We start from the raw sequence: 18,571 nt of genomic DNA on the forward strand, positions 1-18,571 counted from the left end.
AGTATTCTCATTTTATGAATTAGCCATTGTTTTTAGAATGCGCTATCTTGCCCCACGATTGTTAACCAAATTGTTTTTGCCACAATTAACATATCTAGCCTTGGGCTCCAGTTGCGCAAGTATTCCAGATCGTAATGAACTCTCTGTTCCATTTTCTCGAGAGTATCGGTTTCACCACGAAAGCCGTTTACTTGCGCCCAACCTGTAATACCCGGTTTGACTTTGTGTCTGATCATATAGCCTTTAATCAGTTTACGGTATTGCTCGTTGTGGGCTACTGCATGCGGGCGTGGGCCTACGACACTCATCCGCCCTTGTAATACATTAATAAACTGCGGTAATTCATCGAGTGATGTTTTACGCAGAAAAGCACCTAAAGGCGTAATCCTCATATCGTTTTTAGTAGCTTGCGTCACTTTTCCGTCATCTTCGCACACTGTCATAGAGCGAAATTTGTACACAAGTATTTCTTGGCCATCCAAGCCATAGCGTCTCTGTTTGAATATTATTGGCCCAGGAGAGGTTACCTTTACTAACATCGCAATAATGAGTAAAACTGGAGAAATCAGTATCAGTATCACAAACGAAAATAATAAGTCAGCAGTCCGCTTGATAAACCCATCCGTTCCAGTAAATGGCGTTTCGCAAACCGAGACTACGGGGATACCATTAACACTGGAAACTCGACCTTGAATCAAGTCTGTGACAAAAATATCGGGAACAAAGTAAATTGAAGCTGTGGTGTCTTTTAAGTCGTCAAGCAGTTTTAGTATACGCGGGTGACTTGACATTGGTAACGCAATATACATTTTATGTACAAGTTCAGTTTTCAGATAATCGCTGAGTTGAGTTAATGTGCCGAGCAATGGATACTCTTGATTTACAGGCAAACGATCAGATGCGCGATCATCAAAAAAACCTAATATATTAATACGTTGATAGGTGTCGCTATCAAGGTTTTTGGCGAGTAATAACGCTTGTTCATTCAAGCCAATAATCACTGTATTCTGCGGTGGACCTTGCCATTCAATCAGTTTTGGACTGACTAATTTTAGTATCTGTAGCGCAATAATTTGTGCAACAGGTGTAGCAATCAACCAGATTAAAATCAATTCTTCACTATACAGCGTAATGTATCTGGTAATGTAGGCAAATGCCAATACTAGACTTGCCAGGAGTAACCATTCAACAATTACATCTCGGCATATTTTAAAAAACCCTTTGCGGATTTTTGCGCCACTAGGAAAAGTAATCGAAAACAATATAATCGATGTTACAAAAATTGACATCGGGATGCGGTTTTCAGCGTTAATGAAAACACCCCATAAAACAAATACCATCACTAAAGGTTCAAGTAGCGATTCTAGTAAATAGAGAGGACTGCTTACACCAGACTTAAAGCCTGATAGTGTTCTGATTGGGGGGCTACTTGTTGCCATAAAGTGTTTGATATTAATAATTCTTTAAAGTGTAACGTAATTAAATGTTGTTAAGCAATTTATTAACAGCAAATATAGCAATATTTAAAGTGTTGTCTAGTCTGTATTTATTGCATTACCTGTCAAAAAACTGTCATCTTAAAATTGCATGATGTTGAATTGTTTTATATCTCTAAGACTATAAACAAAAAAAATCGCAATTTTATTTATTAAATTTATCGTTTTTTAATAGTAAATCATTAAAAACGATAAAAAATGGGCTCCGAATGTCTTATCACTTTCAGCAAAATTTTCAGAAGCCATCCTTCACACATATTTTCTTGTACTGTGTCTGCCCGCTATTTTTTTTCTGTAAGTTAACCTATGCTGACGAGTTCGATTCTTTGCAATATTCGGCATCAGCGAATCATGCTTGGGATAGTAATCTCTTTCGTTCAAGCAATAATGAAACTTCTGACCAGATTACAACTTATAAAGCAGGAGTGCGTTTTGATAAAAAATATTCTTTGCAACATTTTGTGATTGATGTGAATTATGTTGACTATAAATATCAAAAAAGTGACTTTCTGAATTTTGATGCAATTAACTACAGTGCCGCATGGCAATGGGCGCTATCTCCTGCATTAACCGGAACAATTTCAACCAGAAAAAACAAATCGCTACTTGGCTTTGCTGACTTCAGGACTTTGATTCAGAACATTCGCACTGATGAGTACAATATATTCCGTGCAGAATATTCACCTTATAAAGTCTGGAGTTTGATTGTTGGTTTTACCGATACCAGCCTCAAAAACAGCCAAACATTTAATGCACAAAATGATTACGATGCCACGGCTTTTGATTATGGTGTCCGTTATAACTTTGTATCTGGAACATCTTTCACCATGCTTGGACACAAGCGTAATGGAAACTTCAAGCGTAGTCTCAATGCATCAAATATTGCCTTGTCATTTGATAATGGATTTAACGAAGACGAGTTTGAAGTGGATGTTTTGTTCAAAGCATCTGCCAAAAGTAATTTAAGCAGCAAGCTGGCTTATCTTTCTCGTGAGTACGACAATTTTTCTGTGCGTGATTACGATGCTTGGTTGGGAAACCTGAAATACGACTTGCTGCTTACTGGTAAGTTAAAAACCAGCATGGATTTATCCCGGGCAGTAGGGACTTTTGAAACCCAATACAGCACATATAGTATTACTGATGCAGTCAATATTGGAGCGACATACTTTTATTCAGATAAAGTCATCTTAGGTTTGAATGCTCGACTTTCACAAAGAGACTTTGATGGCAGGGTTAATCCTGCTTTTCCCAATAGAGTAGATCATGAGCAAAGTATTAATGGGGCGTTAACATGGCAGCCGTTAAGAAATATTGGCTTGACACTCAGCAGCATCAAATCCAGTCGTAATGCAAACTCCGGTTACGATGCATTTGACTTTGACGATGTGACGACTAGTGTGACTGTAGACTTAAAAATCTGACAGTTTTTGATTTTGATGACGTTTTGAATTAACAGATGAAAGTTTTAATGAATAAATTCTTGTTTTATATTTTCCTAATGTTGGTTTTGGCTGGATGCCAAAACAAAGAAGCTAAAGAAACTGGCTCACAGGTACTTGCTAAAGTGAACGGTGATGAAATTACGATACATTTGCTGAATACTGAGCTTAAGCGTGTTCAGGGACCACAGTCGGGCGCGCAGGATATACAAAAAAAAATGCTTGGCAGTGTGATTGATCGTCAACTGCTTGTGCAAGAAGCAATCAAACTGAATTTAGATAGAACCCCGGAAGTGGTTCAACTGCTGGATATCGCGAGAGCACAGATTTACGCACAAGCCTATTTGTCGAGAAAGTCTTCAACACTGGCATCTGCTACCAAGCAGGAAATTCAACAATTTATGGCGGAGCACCCTGCGATTTTCAGTGATCGCAAGTTATTTACGACCAGTGATGTCATTTTTTTAAATGATACAGAAAAAGTTAATTATAACGAGTTGCAAACACTGTTCACGAACAATGGTGAGTTAAAAAAATGGCTAAACAATCATCAAATTAAGTTTGAAACAGTTGAAGAGCATTTGCCAACTGAGGCACTTCCTGCAAAAGCATTGCCTCTTGCCAGCAATATCAAGCAGGGGGATCTATTGTTCATGCATGACGAGAACAGAATTGTAGCCCGAGAAGTGACAAATGTGACGGTGTTTCCACTGGCTCCTGAACAAGCCACGGCAATGGCTAGCAAAGCAATTAACGCGCGTAAACAACAGCAGTTAATAATGGATGAGATTTTGCGTCTTAAAAAGCTGGCGAAAATTGAAATACTTAACGACTCACTCGCTCCTGATGATGCACTATCCATATCAACGGATGCTGGATCTTCACTCTTAAACGAATCCGAAAAATCATCGACTGTAATTGAGCATGGATTAAAAGGACTTTAAATAGTCCTGCATGGTAAAAACCATTGAAAAGAGTACATTTTAAATTGAGAGTACACCTATGATATTTTTTAAACGTTTTCTTTTGCTGTTTTTTGTATTGTTGCCAGTTACAGCCTTTGCTGATTACACACTTGGGACTGGTGACTATGTGAAGGTCATTGTTTATGGTGATCCGGAGCTGACGCGTGAAGTCCGAGTAGCGGAAAACGGGATTCTCAGTTTTCCATTGATAGGCGAGGTGCAAGTCAATGGTTTGACCTCGGTGCAAACCGAAAGAAGGATTGCGGAAGAGCTTAAACGCGGCGGGTTTATAGCTAGTCCGCAGGTTTCAGTGGTCGTGCTTCAGTTTCTAAGCAAAACTGTGTCGATACTCGGTGGCGTCATGAAACCGGGCCGTTACCCTGTTACGCGAGCTTCAGACATTAAAGATATGATTGCAGAGGCAGGTGGTTTTACGCCTGATGCCTCGGAAATTGTGACCGTAGTGACTGGTGATAAACGCACAGAATATGATTTGCGTGAAATCATTCAACAGCAAGTAAAAAGTGATGACCTCGCGGTGACTGGTGGTGAAACCATTTATGTGGGTATGCGCGATGTTGCTGTTGTTGGGCAATTCCTGCGCCCTGGAAAATATGGTATTCAGGGAGGGACGCGCAAAATTGCAGACTTTCTTTCTTTAGCTGGTGGTGTGAATGAAAATGCAGCCGAAGAGGTGTATTACACCACTTCCGTATCTGGGTCGCCAGTCACAGAAAAGCTGAATATTGATGAGCTTTTTAAAGGGGTTTCTTCTGAAAAAAATAAAATGGTTTACCCAGGTGATGTGTTGTATGTGCCGAAAGCTCCGCAACTCTATATTTATGGAGAAGTGCAGCGTCCGGGTATGTATAAAATTGATAAAAATATGACTGTGATGCAGGCAATAGCCAAAGCGAGTGGCTTAACTGTGCGCGGCACACAACGTAGCGTAAAACTGTATAGAAAAAATGCGCAGGGAGAAGTTGAAAAACAATCTCCTAATCTGACCACAGATGTGCGCGATGAGGATGTATTGTTTATTGAGGAAAGCTTGCTCTGACCGCGTGTAAGCAATCATCTAATCTAGGATCATTACAATGAATTTTTCGCAATTCCTGCTGATTATCAAAGCCAGATATAAAATAATCTTATGGACATTTTTTCTGGTGGTGGGCGTCACGCTGGCCCTTAGTCTTATTTTACCAAAATCGTATACAGCCACGACTTCACTGATTGTCAATTATAAAGGGGTAGACCCTGTCACTGGCATGGCAATGCCTGCACAACTCATGCCGGGCTATATGGCAACCCAAGTGGATATTATCAGTAGTCATGCTGTAGCGGTCAAAGTGGTGAAAAACCTTGGATTGACTAATAGTCCTGTCATTCAGCAACAATATCGGGATGAGTCGAATGACCTGGTCAAGATAGATGACTGGCTGGCTGATCTCTTAATTAAAAAATTGGACGTCAAACCTTCACGTGAAAGCAGTATGCTGGATATCAGCTACTCCGGTGCTGACCCGCAATTCTCAGCTACCATTGCCAATGCCTTTGCTGAAGCCTACATGGAGGCCAGTTTGTATTTAAAAGTGGAGCCATCACGCAAGGCGGCGCAATATTTACTTTCTCAGGCCAAAGAATATCGAGAAAAACTCGAGACTGCACAAGTCAAGCTATCTCAATATCAGCAAGAAACCGGATTGACCAGTGTGATGGAAAATCTGGATGTTGAAAATGCCAAGCTGAACCAACTGGCCAATCAACTAATTATGGTGCAGGCGCAGGCTCTGGACTCCAGTGCCAGACAACGCAATGCAAATTCAGCCGGTGATGCATCACCCGATATTGCCTCGAATCCGGTCATACAAAATCTTAAAGTAGCAATTACTCAGGCATCATCCAAGCTCGCAGAGCTCGGTAATCGATTTGGTCGCAATCATCCACAATACCAGTCAGCGCAAGCAGAGCTGGACAAATTAAAAACGCAACTCACTATAGAGGTTACCCGTATTGGCAGCAGTGTTGGAGGCAGCGCACGTATTTACCAACAAAACGAGGGCATGCTGAAGGCAGCCCTTGCCGCCCAAAAACAAAAAGTACTGGAACTAAATCGCACAAGAGATCAGATGTCCGTGTTGCAACGAGATGTTGAAACTGCACAAGCTGCGTATAACTCTGTTTCACAACGTTTGAATCAAACCAGTATTGAAGGCAAGGCGAACGAAAGCGATATCTCGATCTTGAATCAGGCAATTCCGCCTTCCAAGCACTCCAGCCCCAAACTACTGCTGAATGTCATCCTGGCAATATTTTTAGGTGGCTTGCTTGGCATAAGCTTTGCCCTCTTGGCTGAAATGCAGAATCGTAAAGTGCGCAGTATGGAAGATATTTTTGAAATGGTGGAAATACCGGTATTGACTGTGATTGGCCAGCACGCTTCACTGAAAAAAATCAAAAATATGCCATTGCTGCAGTTCACATCAAAAGAGAGTTAATATGATCCAGTCTGTTATTGATTCACGGTCCGACAAACCCTTTTCCAGCTTGGGGATGTTTTTGCTCGAAATGGGAAAAATTACCCCTGAGGACACTGAAAGAATTCTGCGCAAACAAAAAGAAGACGGTCTTAAATTTGGAGATGCAGCCAAGGCGTTGGGGCTTATCACGGATATGGATTTGCAACAGGCGTTGTCGCGTCAGTTCGAGTACACCTTCTTACCCGCAGACAATCAGCAGTACAGTCGCACCCTGATAGCAGCCTACGAACCGTTCTCACCAGAAGTAGAAAGTTTCAGGGTTTTACGTAGCCAATTGCTATTTCGATGGCTGAGTGAAGGCTTTAAATCTTTCTCGGTGTGTAGTGCCAATGCCGGAGAAGGCGCTTCTTATATTGCCTCCAACCTGGCAGTAGTGTTTTCACAATTGGGTAAAAAAACCTTGTTGATTGATGGCAACCTGCGCGAGCCCAGCCTGCAAAAAATATTTAATTTGACTCAGAATTTTGGTTTGTCAGATATTCTGATTGACAGAACACCGCGGACAGAACTGTTAAACATCATGCCTGACATCCCCAATCTGACAGTACTGGGTGCCGGCACACTTCCCCCAAACCCGCAAGAGCTACTCAGCCGGGATATGTTTTTACAACTGATCAAATATGCTGCCAGTATTTTTGATGTCATTATTATTGATACCCCGGCAATCGTGGCTGGTTCGGATGCACAAATTATTTCCTCCGTTACCAAAGGTGCTGTTTTGGTTTCCAGACTTCATCACACCACTATTGAAGATATGCGTTCTCTGAAAATGCAAATTCAGGGGGCAGGTGCCAGTGTAATCGGGGCTGTTGCCAACAGCTTTTAAGGTGCAATGGTGATTAACTTTAATGCCGTCAGGCCATACCTTATCAACTGGTGGCCGCTACTGCTTGGTTTTGCTGCATTAGTGCTTCCAACATATGCCAATTTGTTTACCAATATCTGGAATGAGGCAGATCAGGCACATGGGCCATTGGTATTAATGGTTGTACTGTATCTCTTTTATGACAAAAGGCAGGCATTCAGCCAACCCTCAAGCCCAGCCCCGCGCGTTGGCTGGGTGATTTTTGCATTGAGTTTACTGATCTACATACTGGGACGTTCGCAAGACATTCTGATGCTGGATATGGGGGCGCAAACCCTGTTAATCGTCGCCCTGATTTTACAGTTCAAAGGCTGGACAACGCTAAAGGCAGTCTGGTTTCCACTTTTCTTCATGGTGTTCATGATCCCCTTGCCAGGATTTTTTGTGGACGCAGTCACTATGCCGATGAAAATAGCTGTTTCACAAGTCGCCGAGCATGTCCTGTATTGGTTTGATTATCCGATTGCCAGAAACGGCGTCATTCTGCAAATCGGGCAATACCAGTTACTGGTCGCAGATGCGTGTGCCGGCATGCATACCTTAATCTCGCTGGAAGCGTTAGGACTGTTATATTTAAATTTGGTCAAACATGACTCCCTGGCAAGAAACGTAACACTTGCGCTGTTTATCGTTCCCATTTCATTCACTGCCAACACGATCCGTGTCATTGCCATCACACTGGTGACCTATTACTTTGGCGATGCAGTAGGGCAGGGCTTTGTCCATGGTTTTGCCGGTATGGTGTTATTTCTTGTTGCATTGCTCTTGATCATATTTATTGACTCAACCATTCAACGTTTGGTCAAGCTGAACAATGCAAAAGGATAAGTCGTCATGACACTAAAAAAATATATCTTGATGCTGCTAATGATCGTTGCGTCAATAATCGCTTTTTCATTAAGGCCAACACACAAGCTTGCAGCAGAAAGACAACATTTTGTGCTTGAACAGATCATCCCCCAACAGTTTGGCGATTGGCAAATGGATGAAAAAAGCATGCAATCTATCGTCAACCCTCAACAGACCGTATTGATCAACAAACTTTATCATCAAACACTGACCAGAAACTATGCCAATAGCCAAGGTGAGCATGTCATGCTGGTCATCGCATATGGTGAAGATCAAAGTGACAATACGCAATTACATTACCCTGAAGTCTGTTACCCTGCGCAAGGTTTTCAAATCGTTTCAAAAGTAAATAACGTGGTTAAAACCCCATTAGGAGATATCCGCGTTAAACAATTGGTGGCAACGCTTTCCAATAGAGTGGAACCCATCACTTACTGGACTACCATCGGCGATAAAGTGGTTGTTGGTGCTAAAGAAACTAAACTCGAGAAGCTTAAATACGGATTTAAAGGGGATGTGCCTGACGGAATTCTATTGCGCGTGTCAACCATCAATCAGACTTCACAGAATGCTTACGCTTTGCAAAGCGAATTCATCAATGCATTATTGTCAGCAGTTAACCACAACTATACAAAACAAATATTTGGCTTAAGTGATGTTGTCCATAATTAATAAAAAAAGTGTTTTTTTACTGATTACAAGCCTCATATCCATACTCTGCGGATTTTTTGTTACCCTGTTTCCAACGCTGTTTGTTGTGAGTCTGATACTGCTTGTAATCTATATTTTTGTGGTGTATCAGTTCAATGTCACAGGTGTTTTTCTGTTTATTGTGCTTTCAATTTTGTCACCGGATTTAAAAATAGCCGATGTTTTATTTTTTATCACAGTAATCGTACTCTTGATTTCAAATTATCGACCTTCCGTGCAACGACCACACGAACAACGCTTGCATTTGGACCGATTGATATTCATTAGTCTGATCACATTTTTCGGGTTTCTGATCGTTTCAACACTTATTGGCAAAATCGTTTTAAAACATCAATGGTCCTATTTGTACAATGATTTCAGGCAGTTGATTTATTATGTCTGGATCCCAGTTTTTATATGGTTGCGCCACAAAAATCACTATTTCACCGTAATTAAAATCAATCGGTTGATTCTAGCGGTCGCACTATTTATTGCAGTCACGGCTTTATTTCAGTTTTTTTCCGGCATACAAGTCGTCGCGCAAGGCCGGGTTGGCTATCTGTTAACTGAGGGCGCTGACCAATCAGATATTACACGTGTGCAGTTGCCTGGCTTTGTATTTGTCATGTACGCCATCATATTCGCTATTTTTCAACTGTTTGAAACAAAAGCCAATAAACTGCTTTGGCTGGCTTTTTTGACGTTGATGCTTGTCGCAGAGTACGTGAATTTTGGCAGAGCATTATGGTTATGGACTTTAATTTCCTTTGTGCTCATCCTGTTCTTCATCCATAAAAAAATGCTTTATGTAACGATGCTTTGCGCGGCTTTGACTACGAGCACTCTTGGGTTATGGATGATCAGTCCAGATAAACTAGATACCATTCAAACTAGGCTTGTCAGTATTAAGTCAGAGGGGGGCGCGCGTACATCTTACGGATGGAGAAAAATTGAGAATGAATATGCCCTGAAACGCATTCAAGCATCCCCTGTACTAGGTGTTGCCATTGGCGGAGAGTATCGTCCATGGATGAGGGAAATCAGTAAATTTAAAGACCACACACGTTATATTCATAATAGCTATTTGTTTATTGCCACCAAAACTGGCCTATTGTCACTCATGGCACTGCTGACCATTATTGTTGCAATTTGGTACAAAAATATAAAATCTCTGAAATCAGAAGTTGATTTAAAAGCTGATCATTATCCACGCAATACGATCGCAGTATTTTTGCCATCAATTCTTGGACTGTCATTGACACAGCCTGAACTGGTCAATCCTTATGGTGCATTTCTAATCTCTTGTATTGTCAGCATGACATTGTTCTACAAGAAAGCTTTGAATGACAAAAATAACTAAAAAAGTATTAATTGTTAACCAGTCCGCTGAGTTGTACGGGTCTGACCGGTCTTTGCTTGACCTGCTCACTATATTGCCAACAAGCGGCTATCAACCTGTGGTTGTGCTGCCAGAACAGGGGCCACTTCTGGAGAAGATCCGCGCGCTTGGGATTGAAGTATATGTATTCGAGATTTTTAAATTATCCAGGTCTATTTTTAAACTCAGTACGTTGGTTAAGATGCCTTTTACACTGTATCGTGTTTTTAAGGACTTGAGTCGATTAAACAGGCTGCACCAGTTTGATTTATCTTACACCAACACACTGGCCGTATTAGGTTTGCCATTATGGGCACGTATGCATCGCATCCCGCACATTTGGCATGTCAGGGAAATTATTGAAACGCCAAGGTTTGTCAGCAGTGTTTACAAAAAAATAGTGCCCCTTTTATCAGACCATATTGTATGCAACTCCAAAAATACTTTGGAGTGGCTTGAGCCACCTGACCATGTCTCATCACATGTGATTTGGAACGGCATAGAAGCCACTCGGCGCATATTTCGCAATCCCTATCAAACACTCTCTGCACCACTGCCTGTCGTGCTTCTTGCAGGAAGAATCAATCATTGGAAAGGCCAGGATTTATTATTGGCAGCCAGTGTTCAAAATTTTAAAAGCGGTAATTTATACAATCTTGTGTTTTTAGGCAGTGCAGCTGAAGGACAGGAGGCGTTGGTGAGTGCGCTCAGGGAAAGTATTAAACAATCAGGCTTTGAAAAATACATTCAGCATGTAGACTTTGTTAGCGATGCGACGCCTTACTATCAACACGCTGATCTTGTGGTCGTTCCATCAACAAAGCCGGAGCCATTTGGGAGAGTGGCGATAGAAGCCATGGCTTGTGCAAAACCCGTGCTTGCAGCGAGTCACGGTGGACTGATTGAAATTGTTCAGCATCAACGAACCGGGTTGCTGTTTACACCCAATAGCATTACAGAACTGGCAAATTGTCTGAAGGTGTTGGTCAGTGATGCGCAAATGCGACTGGCTTTCGGCGAAGCGGGGCAAATAAGGCAAGCAGCGTATTTTTCTCTGCAGGCCTATCAATCAAAACTGCTTGCAGTTTTCGCGGCGATCAAACACTAAAGCCATGCAAAAAGTCTATATCATTCTATTGAACTGGAACGGCGAACGCGACACATGCGACTGTATTGCATCGCTGTTAAATCTTGAGTATGCGCAATTTGATATTGTGGTGTGTGATAATGCCTCCGAAAAAAAATCAGTCGCATTCATTGAAGCTTTCTGTATTGGGTTGCTTGAAGATAAGAAAATAAACGGCTTTGAATCGATAGAGCAGAATTTTTTGCCACGGCACAACTATCATCACCCCAAAAATATCACACTGATTCATACTGGAAGCAACCGGGGATTTGCCGGTGGAGTAAATATCGGACTGGCCTTTGCCGAGCGACAAGGAGATGCCGACTATTACTGGATTTTGAATAACGATTGCATTGTGGATCCGCAATCACTTTCCGAACTTGTCTTGAAGTTTGACAGTGCTCCTGTAACAGGGATTTGCGGTTCGACATTGGTCTATGCACATGACAGAAAAACTATTCAGGCACTAGGAGGCGCTAAATATCATAAGTGTTCCGGCGCCTCATACGCATTGGGCGCCTTTCAGCAGCTGGGTAAAAGCGCCATGAGCGAGGCTGAAGTTGAAGCAAACATGTCCTATGTCGTGGGCGCGTCCATGTTGGTAAGAAGGCAACTCATCGATGTAGTTGGTCTGATGGATGAGCGATATTTTTTATACTCAGAAGAGCATGACTGGGCGTATCGGGCTGTTTTAAGGGGATTTAAACTGGGTTACGCTTCAAAGTCTGTGGTATATCACAAACATGGCGCGAGCATCGGCTCCGATGCCAAAGGCGGGAGCCCAAAGTCTTTATATTATCTGTATCGGTCAAAGATCCTGTTTACGAAAAAATTCTATCCCTTGCTTGTTTTGTTCGTGATATTCAACTCTCTCTTTGTGGCACTTAAGTTTTTAGTTAAAGGAAACCTGCCAAAAGGACTCGCGATCGTACAGGCGGTTTTAATCGGCAAGCGTGCATATGATTAAGAAAATGCTATGGTCACTTTTGCTGTTGGCTGCCACCCAGGTGCAAGCCAAAGAGATACTTTTCATTGGGAACAGCATCACATTGCATGCGCCAAAACAGAGTATCGGCTGGAATGGCAACTGGGGGATGGCGGCTTCTGGCGCGAACACAGATTATGCTGCCAGACTGGCAGCGTATTTAAAACAGGCAGAGTCAGCCGCTGACTTCAATATCACGCGCATCAACCTGTCTGGCATAGAGAGAGAGGCCGCTTACCAGTTCGATATTAAAACAGTGCAGCGTTTAGCTAACCATTACGATTATATTGTCATCTTTCTGGGCGATAATGTTTCAGTCAAAAACAATCAGAACTTAACCGATTTTTCTTCAAATTTAGAACAGCTCCTGGCAAGGTTACCCCGTGACGATGCTTCGGTGATTTTCGTCAGTACCTGGTGGTCTAGTGCCACCGTCGATCGTTTATTGAAAAAACTGAGTACATTGAATGGTGCCTGCTTTGTGGATATCAGCGGTTTAAGTGCGCATCCTGAATTCACTGCCAGTTTTTCAAGCCCTCAGGTAAATCCTGATGTTGGCAAGCATCCGAGTGATGCCGGGATGGATCAGATTGCCAGAAAAATCGCAAAACAGCTGAGCATTATAAAATGATCAGACTTCTTTTAAACGCGCTTGTTTCAAAAATCAAGGGGTATCCCTATCAGATTGATGTGCGCATATCCTCTGGCAGCCTGCTGATGCTTGCACTGCACAGATGCAGCAGCCTGATACGTGGTTTTTTGATGTTTGGATGCCCGTCAAAAAAAATATTCATCGACAGCCATGTCACCCTTAAAAACAAGAAGCATATTTTTATGCAAACTGGCGTCAGTATCGGGAAGTTTGTCACTATTGACGGCTTGTCCGAGTCGGGCGTGCATCTGGGACGCAATGTGAACATTGGCCCTTATACCATTATTCAGGGGACCGGTATCATGACTCGGCTGGGCAAGGGCTTAACCATCGGTGACCACTCTGGGGTAGGGGCGTTTTCATTTTTTGGCTGTGGAGGCGGGGTAAGTATTGGCAGTCATGTCATCATGGGCCAGTATGTGAGTTTTCATGCAGAAAATCATGACTATGATCGTCTGGATGTACCGATCAAGCAGCAAGGTGTTAATCGTAAAGGTATCCGTGTAGGGGATAATTGCTGGGTCGGGGCTAAGGTCACTTTTCTGGATGGTGCCGTTGTAGGTAATGGATGCGTGATCGCAGCAGGCGCTGTGGTTAAAGGTGAAATACCTGACAATGTGGTCATCGCTGGTGTGCCAGCAAAAATTATCAAGAAACGGTTATGAACATTCTTGTGCTTTCGCCTGATATTCCTTATCCGGCTAACAAAGGTCAGCGTGCAGATGTTTGGCGCAAGCTGGAGGCACTGCGAATGCAAGATCATGTGCAAGTTGCATTGGTTTATTTTTATGATGCAGCCAACCATCAGCAACACACCGATTTCAAGCATCTGTGTCTGCTGAAAGGCATCCAGTCGCATGGGCTTGCTATTAAAAGATCTCCGTTGATCGATGTCATGCGCATGATAAAGAGTTTCTATTTACGCGTGCCTTATCATGCTCTTGTCAGGACACCCGGTAGACGTGCCTTGAATGATTTGTGCAGGTTTGTAGAAAGTATTAACACTGATGTAACGCTGGTGGAAGGTTTATGGATTTACGAAACACTGCGAGTACTGATAGAAAATAAAGTGTTACCACAGGATTTTTATTATCGCTCACATAACATCGAGTACAAGTATATGTATTCACAACTGAGTATCAGTCATGCGCGATTCGCCTCGATTAAAAGACTTTTGCATACTTCCCTGATTGAAAAATATGAGCTGCATGTGCTGCGTGCAGCCAAAAGAGTGTTTGATATTTCTTGCGATGATGCTGCTTTCTGGCGGTTAAAAGGGGTCAGACATATTGAGGTCCTCACCGCTATCCCCGAGTCGGCACTGCTGGATGCTGATACTTTGGAACGACTCAGAAATGCACCGAAAATATATGATTTATTATTTTTGGGTAATCTGAGAACGCCGAATAATGTGCAAGGCGTGTTATTTTTGATCAATCAAGTGTTGCCATTGGTGATTGATCAATACCCCAACGTGAGGTTGGTTATCGCTGGATCGTCTCCAGTCCAATCTCTGGTAGAGCTTTGCGAGCGTCATTCGCATGTTCAGCTCATGTCGAATGTGCCCGATGCCTTTGCCTTGATGTGTCAGGCAACACTGTTACTGAATCCGGTTGCTACTGGCAGCGGCGTCATGGTCAAGATGCTTGATTTGCTGATGACCAATCAAGTCGTCATTACCACCCGACAAGGCACGCATGGCTTACCGGAGGATATCAGACATACCGTGGTGGTGGCGGACAGTGCTGAATCGTTTGCCGGAGCCATTGTTAACAGCCTCGCTCACGGCGGAGCGGTTGATCTTGCCTGTCGCACGCTGGCTCGCCAACACTTTGGCATTGATAAAGTGAAACAGTTAAGCCGCATCATTGCAGAAGATCTTAAATCCAGATGCAACTAAATTTTCTGTATGTGGTGTTCTCCTACGCCCTGCGACTGGGGGCCGGGATGGCTGTATTTGTGATCATCGCCAGGTTTCTCGGCCCAGAGATGTTTGGCGAGTTCACATATTGGCTCAGCATTGCGACCATTCTGTGCATGGTGGTCAATTTTGGCTTTGGCACCATGGTGCTCAAGTCTTTTGGCGATCACCCGTCTGCAGCCGGCAACATGATGAGTGCTGTATTCACTGCAAAACTTATCTTGACGATGGCGGTGTGTCTGATGACTTTATTGAGTCTGTTATTTTTGATTCCGGATGCACAATCTCGTACGTATTTTTGTCTCTTGCTTGTGGCGCAGGTGGCAGAGTCCTTCACTGAGTTTTTTAACCTCGGCTTCCGTGTCCGTGGGCAATATAAACAAGAGGCCAGCTTATCCTCTGCCACTTCACTGGTGCATATTGTGGTGATGCTGAGCACCTTGTTTACAGTGCAATCATTGCTGGCGGTATGTGTGGCATTTGCATGTTCGCGTCTGCTGGGTATGTGGCTAACTGCGATGTATATTGCTCATGTATGGCAAAGGGTCCGGCCGGGGAGTATCAAGGATGGACTCACGGTGATCAAGTCTGGCTGGTCGTATGCCTTGGAAATAAAATTGAGTACGCTCTATACGCAGCTGGATGCCGTCATTATTTTTAATCTGTTAGGTGCCACAACGCTGGGCATTTATCAGGCTGGCATGAAGCTTGTACTGGGTGTTTGCAGATTGTCGCCTGTGCTGGCGCAGCTTGTTTTACCCAGAGTCAGTTACGCCTATACGCATTTGCCCAAAACTTCCGGACTGCTCTTCTTCAAAACGTTTTTGGGGTTTTGTGCCATAGGATTGTTGGCCATGTTGGCGATGACCATGTTTGCCGATTGGATTACTACGACATTATTTGGGGCAAAGTTTGCTGCACTCAGTCAGTGGTTGCCGGTTTTTGGTGCTATCTTGTGGCTTAGATTCATGGAAACCGGTGCAGGGCTGATTTTGGTAGCCAAGAATTTACAGGCTCAAAAGGTTTTGTTTGTGTTTGTTCAGTTGCTGGCGATGATCACGCTTGGCTATCTTGCCATACAATACTTCGGACTGGCCGGTTGGTTGGGCGTCAACGTTGGTGCCCTTGTATTTGTTTTGGGTGCCTATTTCTATTTGATAAAAAAATGTTCAATACGCAACGGCGCTGCCTGATACTTCTAATTTTCTTCTCGCTTCTGAATAGTGGCGTGAACCTTATCCATGCTGCCGAAGCATACGATATCGGTGTCTACTATTACCCTGGCTGGAAGCAGAATGAAGTCGGCAACTGGGTTAAAGAGCCCTGGTCCAAAATCAGTTCCTATCCAGCGCGCGAACCGCTGCTTGGATGGTACGACGAAGGCGATCCTCAAGTCATTGCCCAACAGCTGGAATGGATGCACGGTTATGGGATCAACTATGTCATTTTTGACTGGTATTGGACTCCCAACCTTAAAACCAGGCATGAGCATGCCATTCTCAACTATCTGTCACTAAAAAATAAACCTTCGGTTGATTTTGCAATTTTATGGGCTAATCATGACGAATCGCCTAAAACGCTCGATGAGTTTCGAGCCGCTGTCAGCTACTGGATTACACATTATTTTGCACAAAAAGAATATAAAAAAATTGACGGAGATCCAGTCGTGTTTATTTTCTCTGCTAATTTGCTTGAGGAAAAAGCACGTACATTTGGCTACACGACACCGCAACTGATTCTGGAGGCCAACACGTTAGCAAAGCGCCATGGTTTCAAAGGAATCAAGTTTGTTGGAGGAGTGGGGGCCTATGACAAGTTCTTCCAAAAAAATGTGCATAACGATGGTTATTTTGCATATTCCGCCTATAACTATCATACCGGTAAGAAGACAGTTGCAAGTAACCCCGAAAGGAATGCGCATAGCTATACCGAGCTAAGATTGGGATATCAATATCAATGGAACTGGTTTTCGGATAGCAACAGGCGCTACATTACGCCAGTTACTTCCGGGTGGGACAAGCGACCTTGGGGAGGCAGCGATGATCCGCTCCATGATGATTGTGGTAGTACTGCTGCGGACTTTGCTGCACACTTGAAGGATGCAAAGGCCAGTGTTGCCAAAAACGCGGTGCAACTAGGCAACAACATGCTGGTGATTTGCTGCTGGAATGAATATGGGGAAGGTTCATTTATTGAACCTACCAAAGAAATGCAATTTGATTATTTAAAGGCTATTAAAAAAGCATTTACAGCAGACTAACCATTCTATGTTTTCGGTGGCAAAGCCATCAATGTGCTCTATTTTTCACCCCTGGCCAATGATCGTAACAGTCATTGGCCAGGGGTGAAGTCATTTTATACGCTCCAAAATTTCCTCCGTGATACCAACATCGAACCCTCACTAATTTCCGTCACATTACTGTGATATAAAAACTTGCGCGCACTGGAACGAAGATCATCAAGTACGCTAATTGATTGATTTTTAAATGCATTTGGATGAAACACAAAGGCTAGTTGCGGCGATTTTTTAAACCCGGATTTTGATTTTTTAAAATGAAAACACTACGTATATTAGGGACCAGGGGAATTCCAGCCGCCCACGGTGGCTTTGAAACTTTTGCCGAACATCTTGCAATTTATTTGCAAAGAAGAGGGTGGCAAGTGGTGGTTTATTGCCAGCATAATGGAACTGAGGCTATTTATGAAGATACTTGGAAAGGCATCCATCGCATACATGTATCTGTGCGAGGAGACACACCTTTATCCTCTGTATTTTTTGATTTGAAGTCACATTTGCATGCAATAAAAAGACGTGAATTGTGTTTAACATTAGGCTATAACACAGCCGTATTTGCATTGTTATTGAGAGTGCTTGGTATCAAAAACGTCATGAACATGGATGGTATAGAATGGAAACGCCAGAAGTGGGGTGCTTTATTAAAGCTCTGGTTTAAGGCAAATGACTGGCTGGGATGCTGGTTGGCCAACCAACTTGTAGCTGATCACCCTGTCATTAAGCAGCACTTAATGACACGCGTGAGTCAGAAAAAAATCACGATGATTCCTTATGGTGCAGATCAGGTACAGTCTGCACAAGCTTCCTTACTGCAATCCTATGGGTTAGAACCACAGCAATACGCGATATTAATCGCACGTGCAGAACCTGAAAATAGTATATTGGAGGTTGTAAAAGCTTGGTCGGCAAAACCACGTGGCAAGAAACTGGTGGTTTTGGGGCACTACGATTTTAGTCATGCTTATCATGTTGCTGTCAAAGATGCTGCATCGGATGAAGTGGTATTCGTGGGGGCCATTTATGAAAAAGCAGTGGTGAGTGCACTGCGTTATTTTGCCTTGTTCTATGTGCATGGGCATCAGGTTGGCGGGACGAATCCATCGCTGGTAGAGTCGCTCGGTGCGGGTAATGCTGTGCTGGCTAACGACAATCAGTATAATCGTTGGGTGTGCGGTGATGGTGCAGTCTATTTTAGTGATGTTCCCTCTTGTGCGCAAAAAATTGAATGTTTGTTATCTAAGCCTGAATTAATTCAACGTCTGGCTAAAGAGGGCGGAAAAAGATTCGATAATGCATTTAGGTGGGAATTTATATTGGAACAATACGAAGCGCTGTTAAGTCGCCAAGAATTTCACCTATAATAATA

Annotated in this window: 17 protein-coding genes; 16 read left to right on the top strand and 1 reads right to left on the bottom strand. The window is 43.1% G+C overall.

The window, feature by feature from the left end; translation table 11 throughout:
- Window positions 1-32: 32 nt before the first annotated feature.
- On the bottom strand, window positions 33-1,439 hold the full coding sequence (locus tag Q9291_RS07905) for an undecaprenyl-phosphate glucose phosphotransferase (RefSeq protein WP_306389483.1): 1,407 nt from the start codon (window positions 1,437-1,439) through the stop codon (window positions 33-35).
- A gap of 266 nt (window positions 1,440-1,705) precedes the next feature.
- On the opposite strand from Q9291_RS07905, the gene epsL reads away from it, so the two are divergent.
- The 16 genes from epsL to Q9291_RS07985 all read left to right on the top strand — a co-directional run bounded on the left by epsL (window position 1,706) and on the right by Q9291_RS07985 (window position 18,566).
- A complete protein-coding gene (epsL, locus tag Q9291_RS07910; RefSeq protein WP_306389484.1) occupies window positions 1,706-2,920 on the top strand; it encodes an XrtB/PEP-CTERM-associated polysaccharide biosynthesis outer membrane protein EpsL in 1,215 nt (404 codons plus the stop codon).
- A gap of 35 nt (window positions 2,921-2,955) precedes the next feature.
- The gene (locus Q9291_RS07915; protein WP_306389485.1) at window positions 2,956-3,882 is read left to right on the top strand and encodes an EpsD family peptidyl-prolyl cis-trans isomerase; all 927 of its coding nucleotides are present in this window, start codon (window positions 2,956-2,958) and stop codon (window positions 3,880-3,882) included.
- Window positions 3,883-3,940: 58 nt separating this feature from the next.
- Window positions 3,941-4,963 (top strand): SLBB domain-containing protein, encoded by a 1,023-nt coding sequence (locus Q9291_RS07920; RefSeq protein ID WP_306389486.1) that lies wholly within the window; start codon window positions 3,941-3,943, stop codon window positions 4,961-4,963.
- A gap of 37 nt (window positions 4,964-5,000) precedes the next feature.
- A complete protein-coding gene (gene epsF, locus Q9291_RS07925; protein WP_306389487.1) occupies window positions 5,001-6,401 on the top strand; it encodes a chain length determinant protein EpsF in 1,401 nt (466 codons plus the stop codon).
- A gap of 1 nt (window position 6,402) precedes the next feature.
- Window positions 6,403-7,269: a chain length determinant protein tyrosine kinase EpsG gene (epsG, locus tag Q9291_RS07930; protein ID WP_306389488.1), complete on the top strand. Its 867-nt coding sequence runs from the start codon at window positions 6,403-6,405 to the stop codon at window positions 7,267-7,269.
- Window positions 7,270-7,275: 6 nt separating this feature from the next.
- A complete protein-coding gene (gene xrtB, locus Q9291_RS07935; protein WP_306389489.1) occupies window positions 7,276-8,136 on the top strand; it encodes an exosortase B in 861 nt (286 codons plus the stop codon).
- A 6-nt stretch (window positions 8,137-8,142) separates the two neighbouring features.
- A complete protein-coding gene (gene epsI, locus Q9291_RS07940) occupies window positions 8,143-8,829 on the top strand; it encodes an exosortase-associated protein EpsI, B-type (RefSeq protein WP_306389490.1) in 687 nt (228 codons plus the stop codon).
- Window positions 8,813-10,207, top strand: a complete 1,395-nt coding sequence (locus tag Q9291_RS07945; protein WP_306389491.1) for an O-antigen ligase family protein — start codon at window positions 8,813-8,815, stop codon at window positions 10,205-10,207. Before epsI ends, Q9291_RS07945 begins: the two co-directional genes overlap by 17 nt.
- Window positions 10,191-11,333, top strand: coding sequence for a glycosyltransferase family 4 protein (locus Q9291_RS07950; RefSeq protein WP_306389492.1), 1,143 nt, complete (start codon window positions 10,191-10,193; stop codon window positions 11,331-11,333). Before Q9291_RS07945 ends, Q9291_RS07950 begins: the two co-directional genes overlap by 17 nt.
- Window positions 11,334-11,337: 4 nt before the next feature.
- Window positions 11,338-12,318: a glycosyltransferase family 2 protein gene (locus Q9291_RS07955; protein ID WP_306389493.1), complete on the top strand. Its 981-nt coding sequence runs from the start codon at window positions 11,338-11,340 to the stop codon at window positions 12,316-12,318.
- A complete protein-coding gene (locus Q9291_RS07960) occupies window positions 12,311-12,967 on the top strand; it encodes an SGNH/GDSL hydrolase family protein (protein WP_306389494.1) in 657 nt (218 codons plus the stop codon). Before Q9291_RS07955 ends, Q9291_RS07960 begins: the two co-directional genes overlap by 8 nt.
- Complete coding sequence (locus Q9291_RS07965) at window positions 12,964-13,653, top strand: acyltransferase (protein ID WP_306389495.1); 690 nt, start codon at window positions 12,964-12,966, stop codon at window positions 13,651-13,653. The genes Q9291_RS07960 and Q9291_RS07965 overlap by 4 nt, the downstream gene beginning before the upstream one ends.
- Complete coding sequence (locus Q9291_RS07970; RefSeq protein ID WP_306389496.1) at window positions 13,650-14,888, top strand: glycosyltransferase; 1,239 nt, start codon at window positions 13,650-13,652, stop codon at window positions 14,886-14,888. Before Q9291_RS07965 ends, Q9291_RS07970 begins: the two co-directional genes overlap by 4 nt.
- On the top strand, window positions 14,879-16,102 hold the full coding sequence (locus Q9291_RS07975) for an oligosaccharide flippase family protein (RefSeq protein ID WP_306389497.1): 1,224 nt from the start codon (window positions 14,879-14,881) through the stop codon (window positions 16,100-16,102). The genes Q9291_RS07970 and Q9291_RS07975 overlap by 10 nt, the downstream gene beginning before the upstream one ends.
- Window positions 16,075-17,169 (top strand): glycoside hydrolase family 99-like domain-containing protein, encoded by a 1,095-nt coding sequence (locus Q9291_RS07980; RefSeq protein WP_306389498.1) that lies wholly within the window; start codon window positions 16,075-16,077, stop codon window positions 17,167-17,169. Before Q9291_RS07975 ends, Q9291_RS07980 begins: the two co-directional genes overlap by 28 nt.
- Window positions 17,170-17,462: 293 nt before the next feature.
- A complete protein-coding gene (locus tag Q9291_RS07985; protein WP_306389499.1) occupies window positions 17,463-18,566 on the top strand; it encodes a DUF1972 domain-containing protein in 1,104 nt (367 codons plus the stop codon).
- Window positions 18,567-18,571 lie beyond the last annotated feature (5 nt).

Origin of the sequence: Methylophilus aquaticus (assembly GCF_030769565.1) — a bacterium.
In the GTDB taxonomy this organism is placed as follows: domain Bacteria; phylum Pseudomonadota; class Gammaproteobacteria; order Burkholderiales; family Methylophilaceae; genus Methylophilus; species Methylophilus aquaticus.

Bases quoted from the DNA above. Each gene is read 5' to 3' on its own strand.
- Q9291_RS07905 (WP_306389483.1), bottom strand. From the start codon at position 1,439: ATGGCAACAAGTAGCCCCCCAATCAGAACACTATCAGGCTTTAAGTCT.
- epsL (WP_306389484.1), top strand. From the start codon at position 1,706: ATGTCTTATCACTTTCAGCAAAATTTTCAGAAGCCATCCTTCACACAT.
- Q9291_RS07915 (WP_306389485.1), top strand. From the start codon at position 2,956: ATGAAAGTTTTAATGAATAAATTCTTGTTTTATATTTTCCTAATGTTG.
- Q9291_RS07920 (WP_306389486.1), top strand. From the start codon at position 3,941: ATGATATTTTTTAAACGTTTTCTTTTGCTGTTTTTTGTATTGTTGCCA.
- epsF (WP_306389487.1), top strand. From the start codon at position 5,001: ATGAATTTTTCGCAATTCCTGCTGATTATCAAAGCCAGATATAAAATA.
- epsG (WP_306389488.1), top strand. From the start codon at position 6,403: ATGATCCAGTCTGTTATTGATTCACGGTCCGACAAACCCTTTTCCAGC.
- xrtB (WP_306389489.1), top strand. From the start codon at position 7,276: ATGGTGATTAACTTTAATGCCGTCAGGCCATACCTTATCAACTGGTGG.
- epsI (WP_306389490.1), top strand. From the start codon at position 8,143: ATGACACTAAAAAAATATATCTTGATGCTGCTAATGATCGTTGCGTCA.
- Q9291_RS07945 (WP_306389491.1), top strand. From the start codon at position 8,813: ATGTTGTCCATAATTAATAAAAAAAGTGTTTTTTTACTGATTACAAGC.
- Q9291_RS07950 (WP_306389492.1), top strand. From the start codon at position 10,191: ATGACAAAAATAACTAAAAAAGTATTAATTGTTAACCAGTCCGCTGAG.
- Q9291_RS07955 (WP_306389493.1), top strand. From the start codon at position 11,338: ATGCAAAAAGTCTATATCATTCTATTGAACTGGAACGGCGAACGCGAC.
- Q9291_RS07960 (WP_306389494.1), top strand. From the start codon at position 12,311: ATGATTAAGAAAATGCTATGGTCACTTTTGCTGTTGGCTGCCACCCAG.
- Q9291_RS07965 (WP_306389495.1), top strand. From the start codon at position 12,964: ATGATCAGACTTCTTTTAAACGCGCTTGTTTCAAAAATCAAGGGGTAT.
- Q9291_RS07970 (WP_306389496.1), top strand. From the start codon at position 13,650: ATGAACATTCTTGTGCTTTCGCCTGATATTCCTTATCCGGCTAACAAA.
- Q9291_RS07975 (WP_306389497.1), top strand. From the start codon at position 14,879: ATGCAACTAAATTTTCTGTATGTGGTGTTCTCCTACGCCCTGCGACTG.
- Q9291_RS07980 (WP_306389498.1), top strand. From the start codon at position 16,075: ATGTTCAATACGCAACGGCGCTGCCTGATACTTCTAATTTTCTTCTCG.
- Q9291_RS07985 (WP_306389499.1), top strand. From the start codon at position 17,463: ATGAAAACACTACGTATATTAGGGACCAGGGGAATTCCAGCCGCCCAC.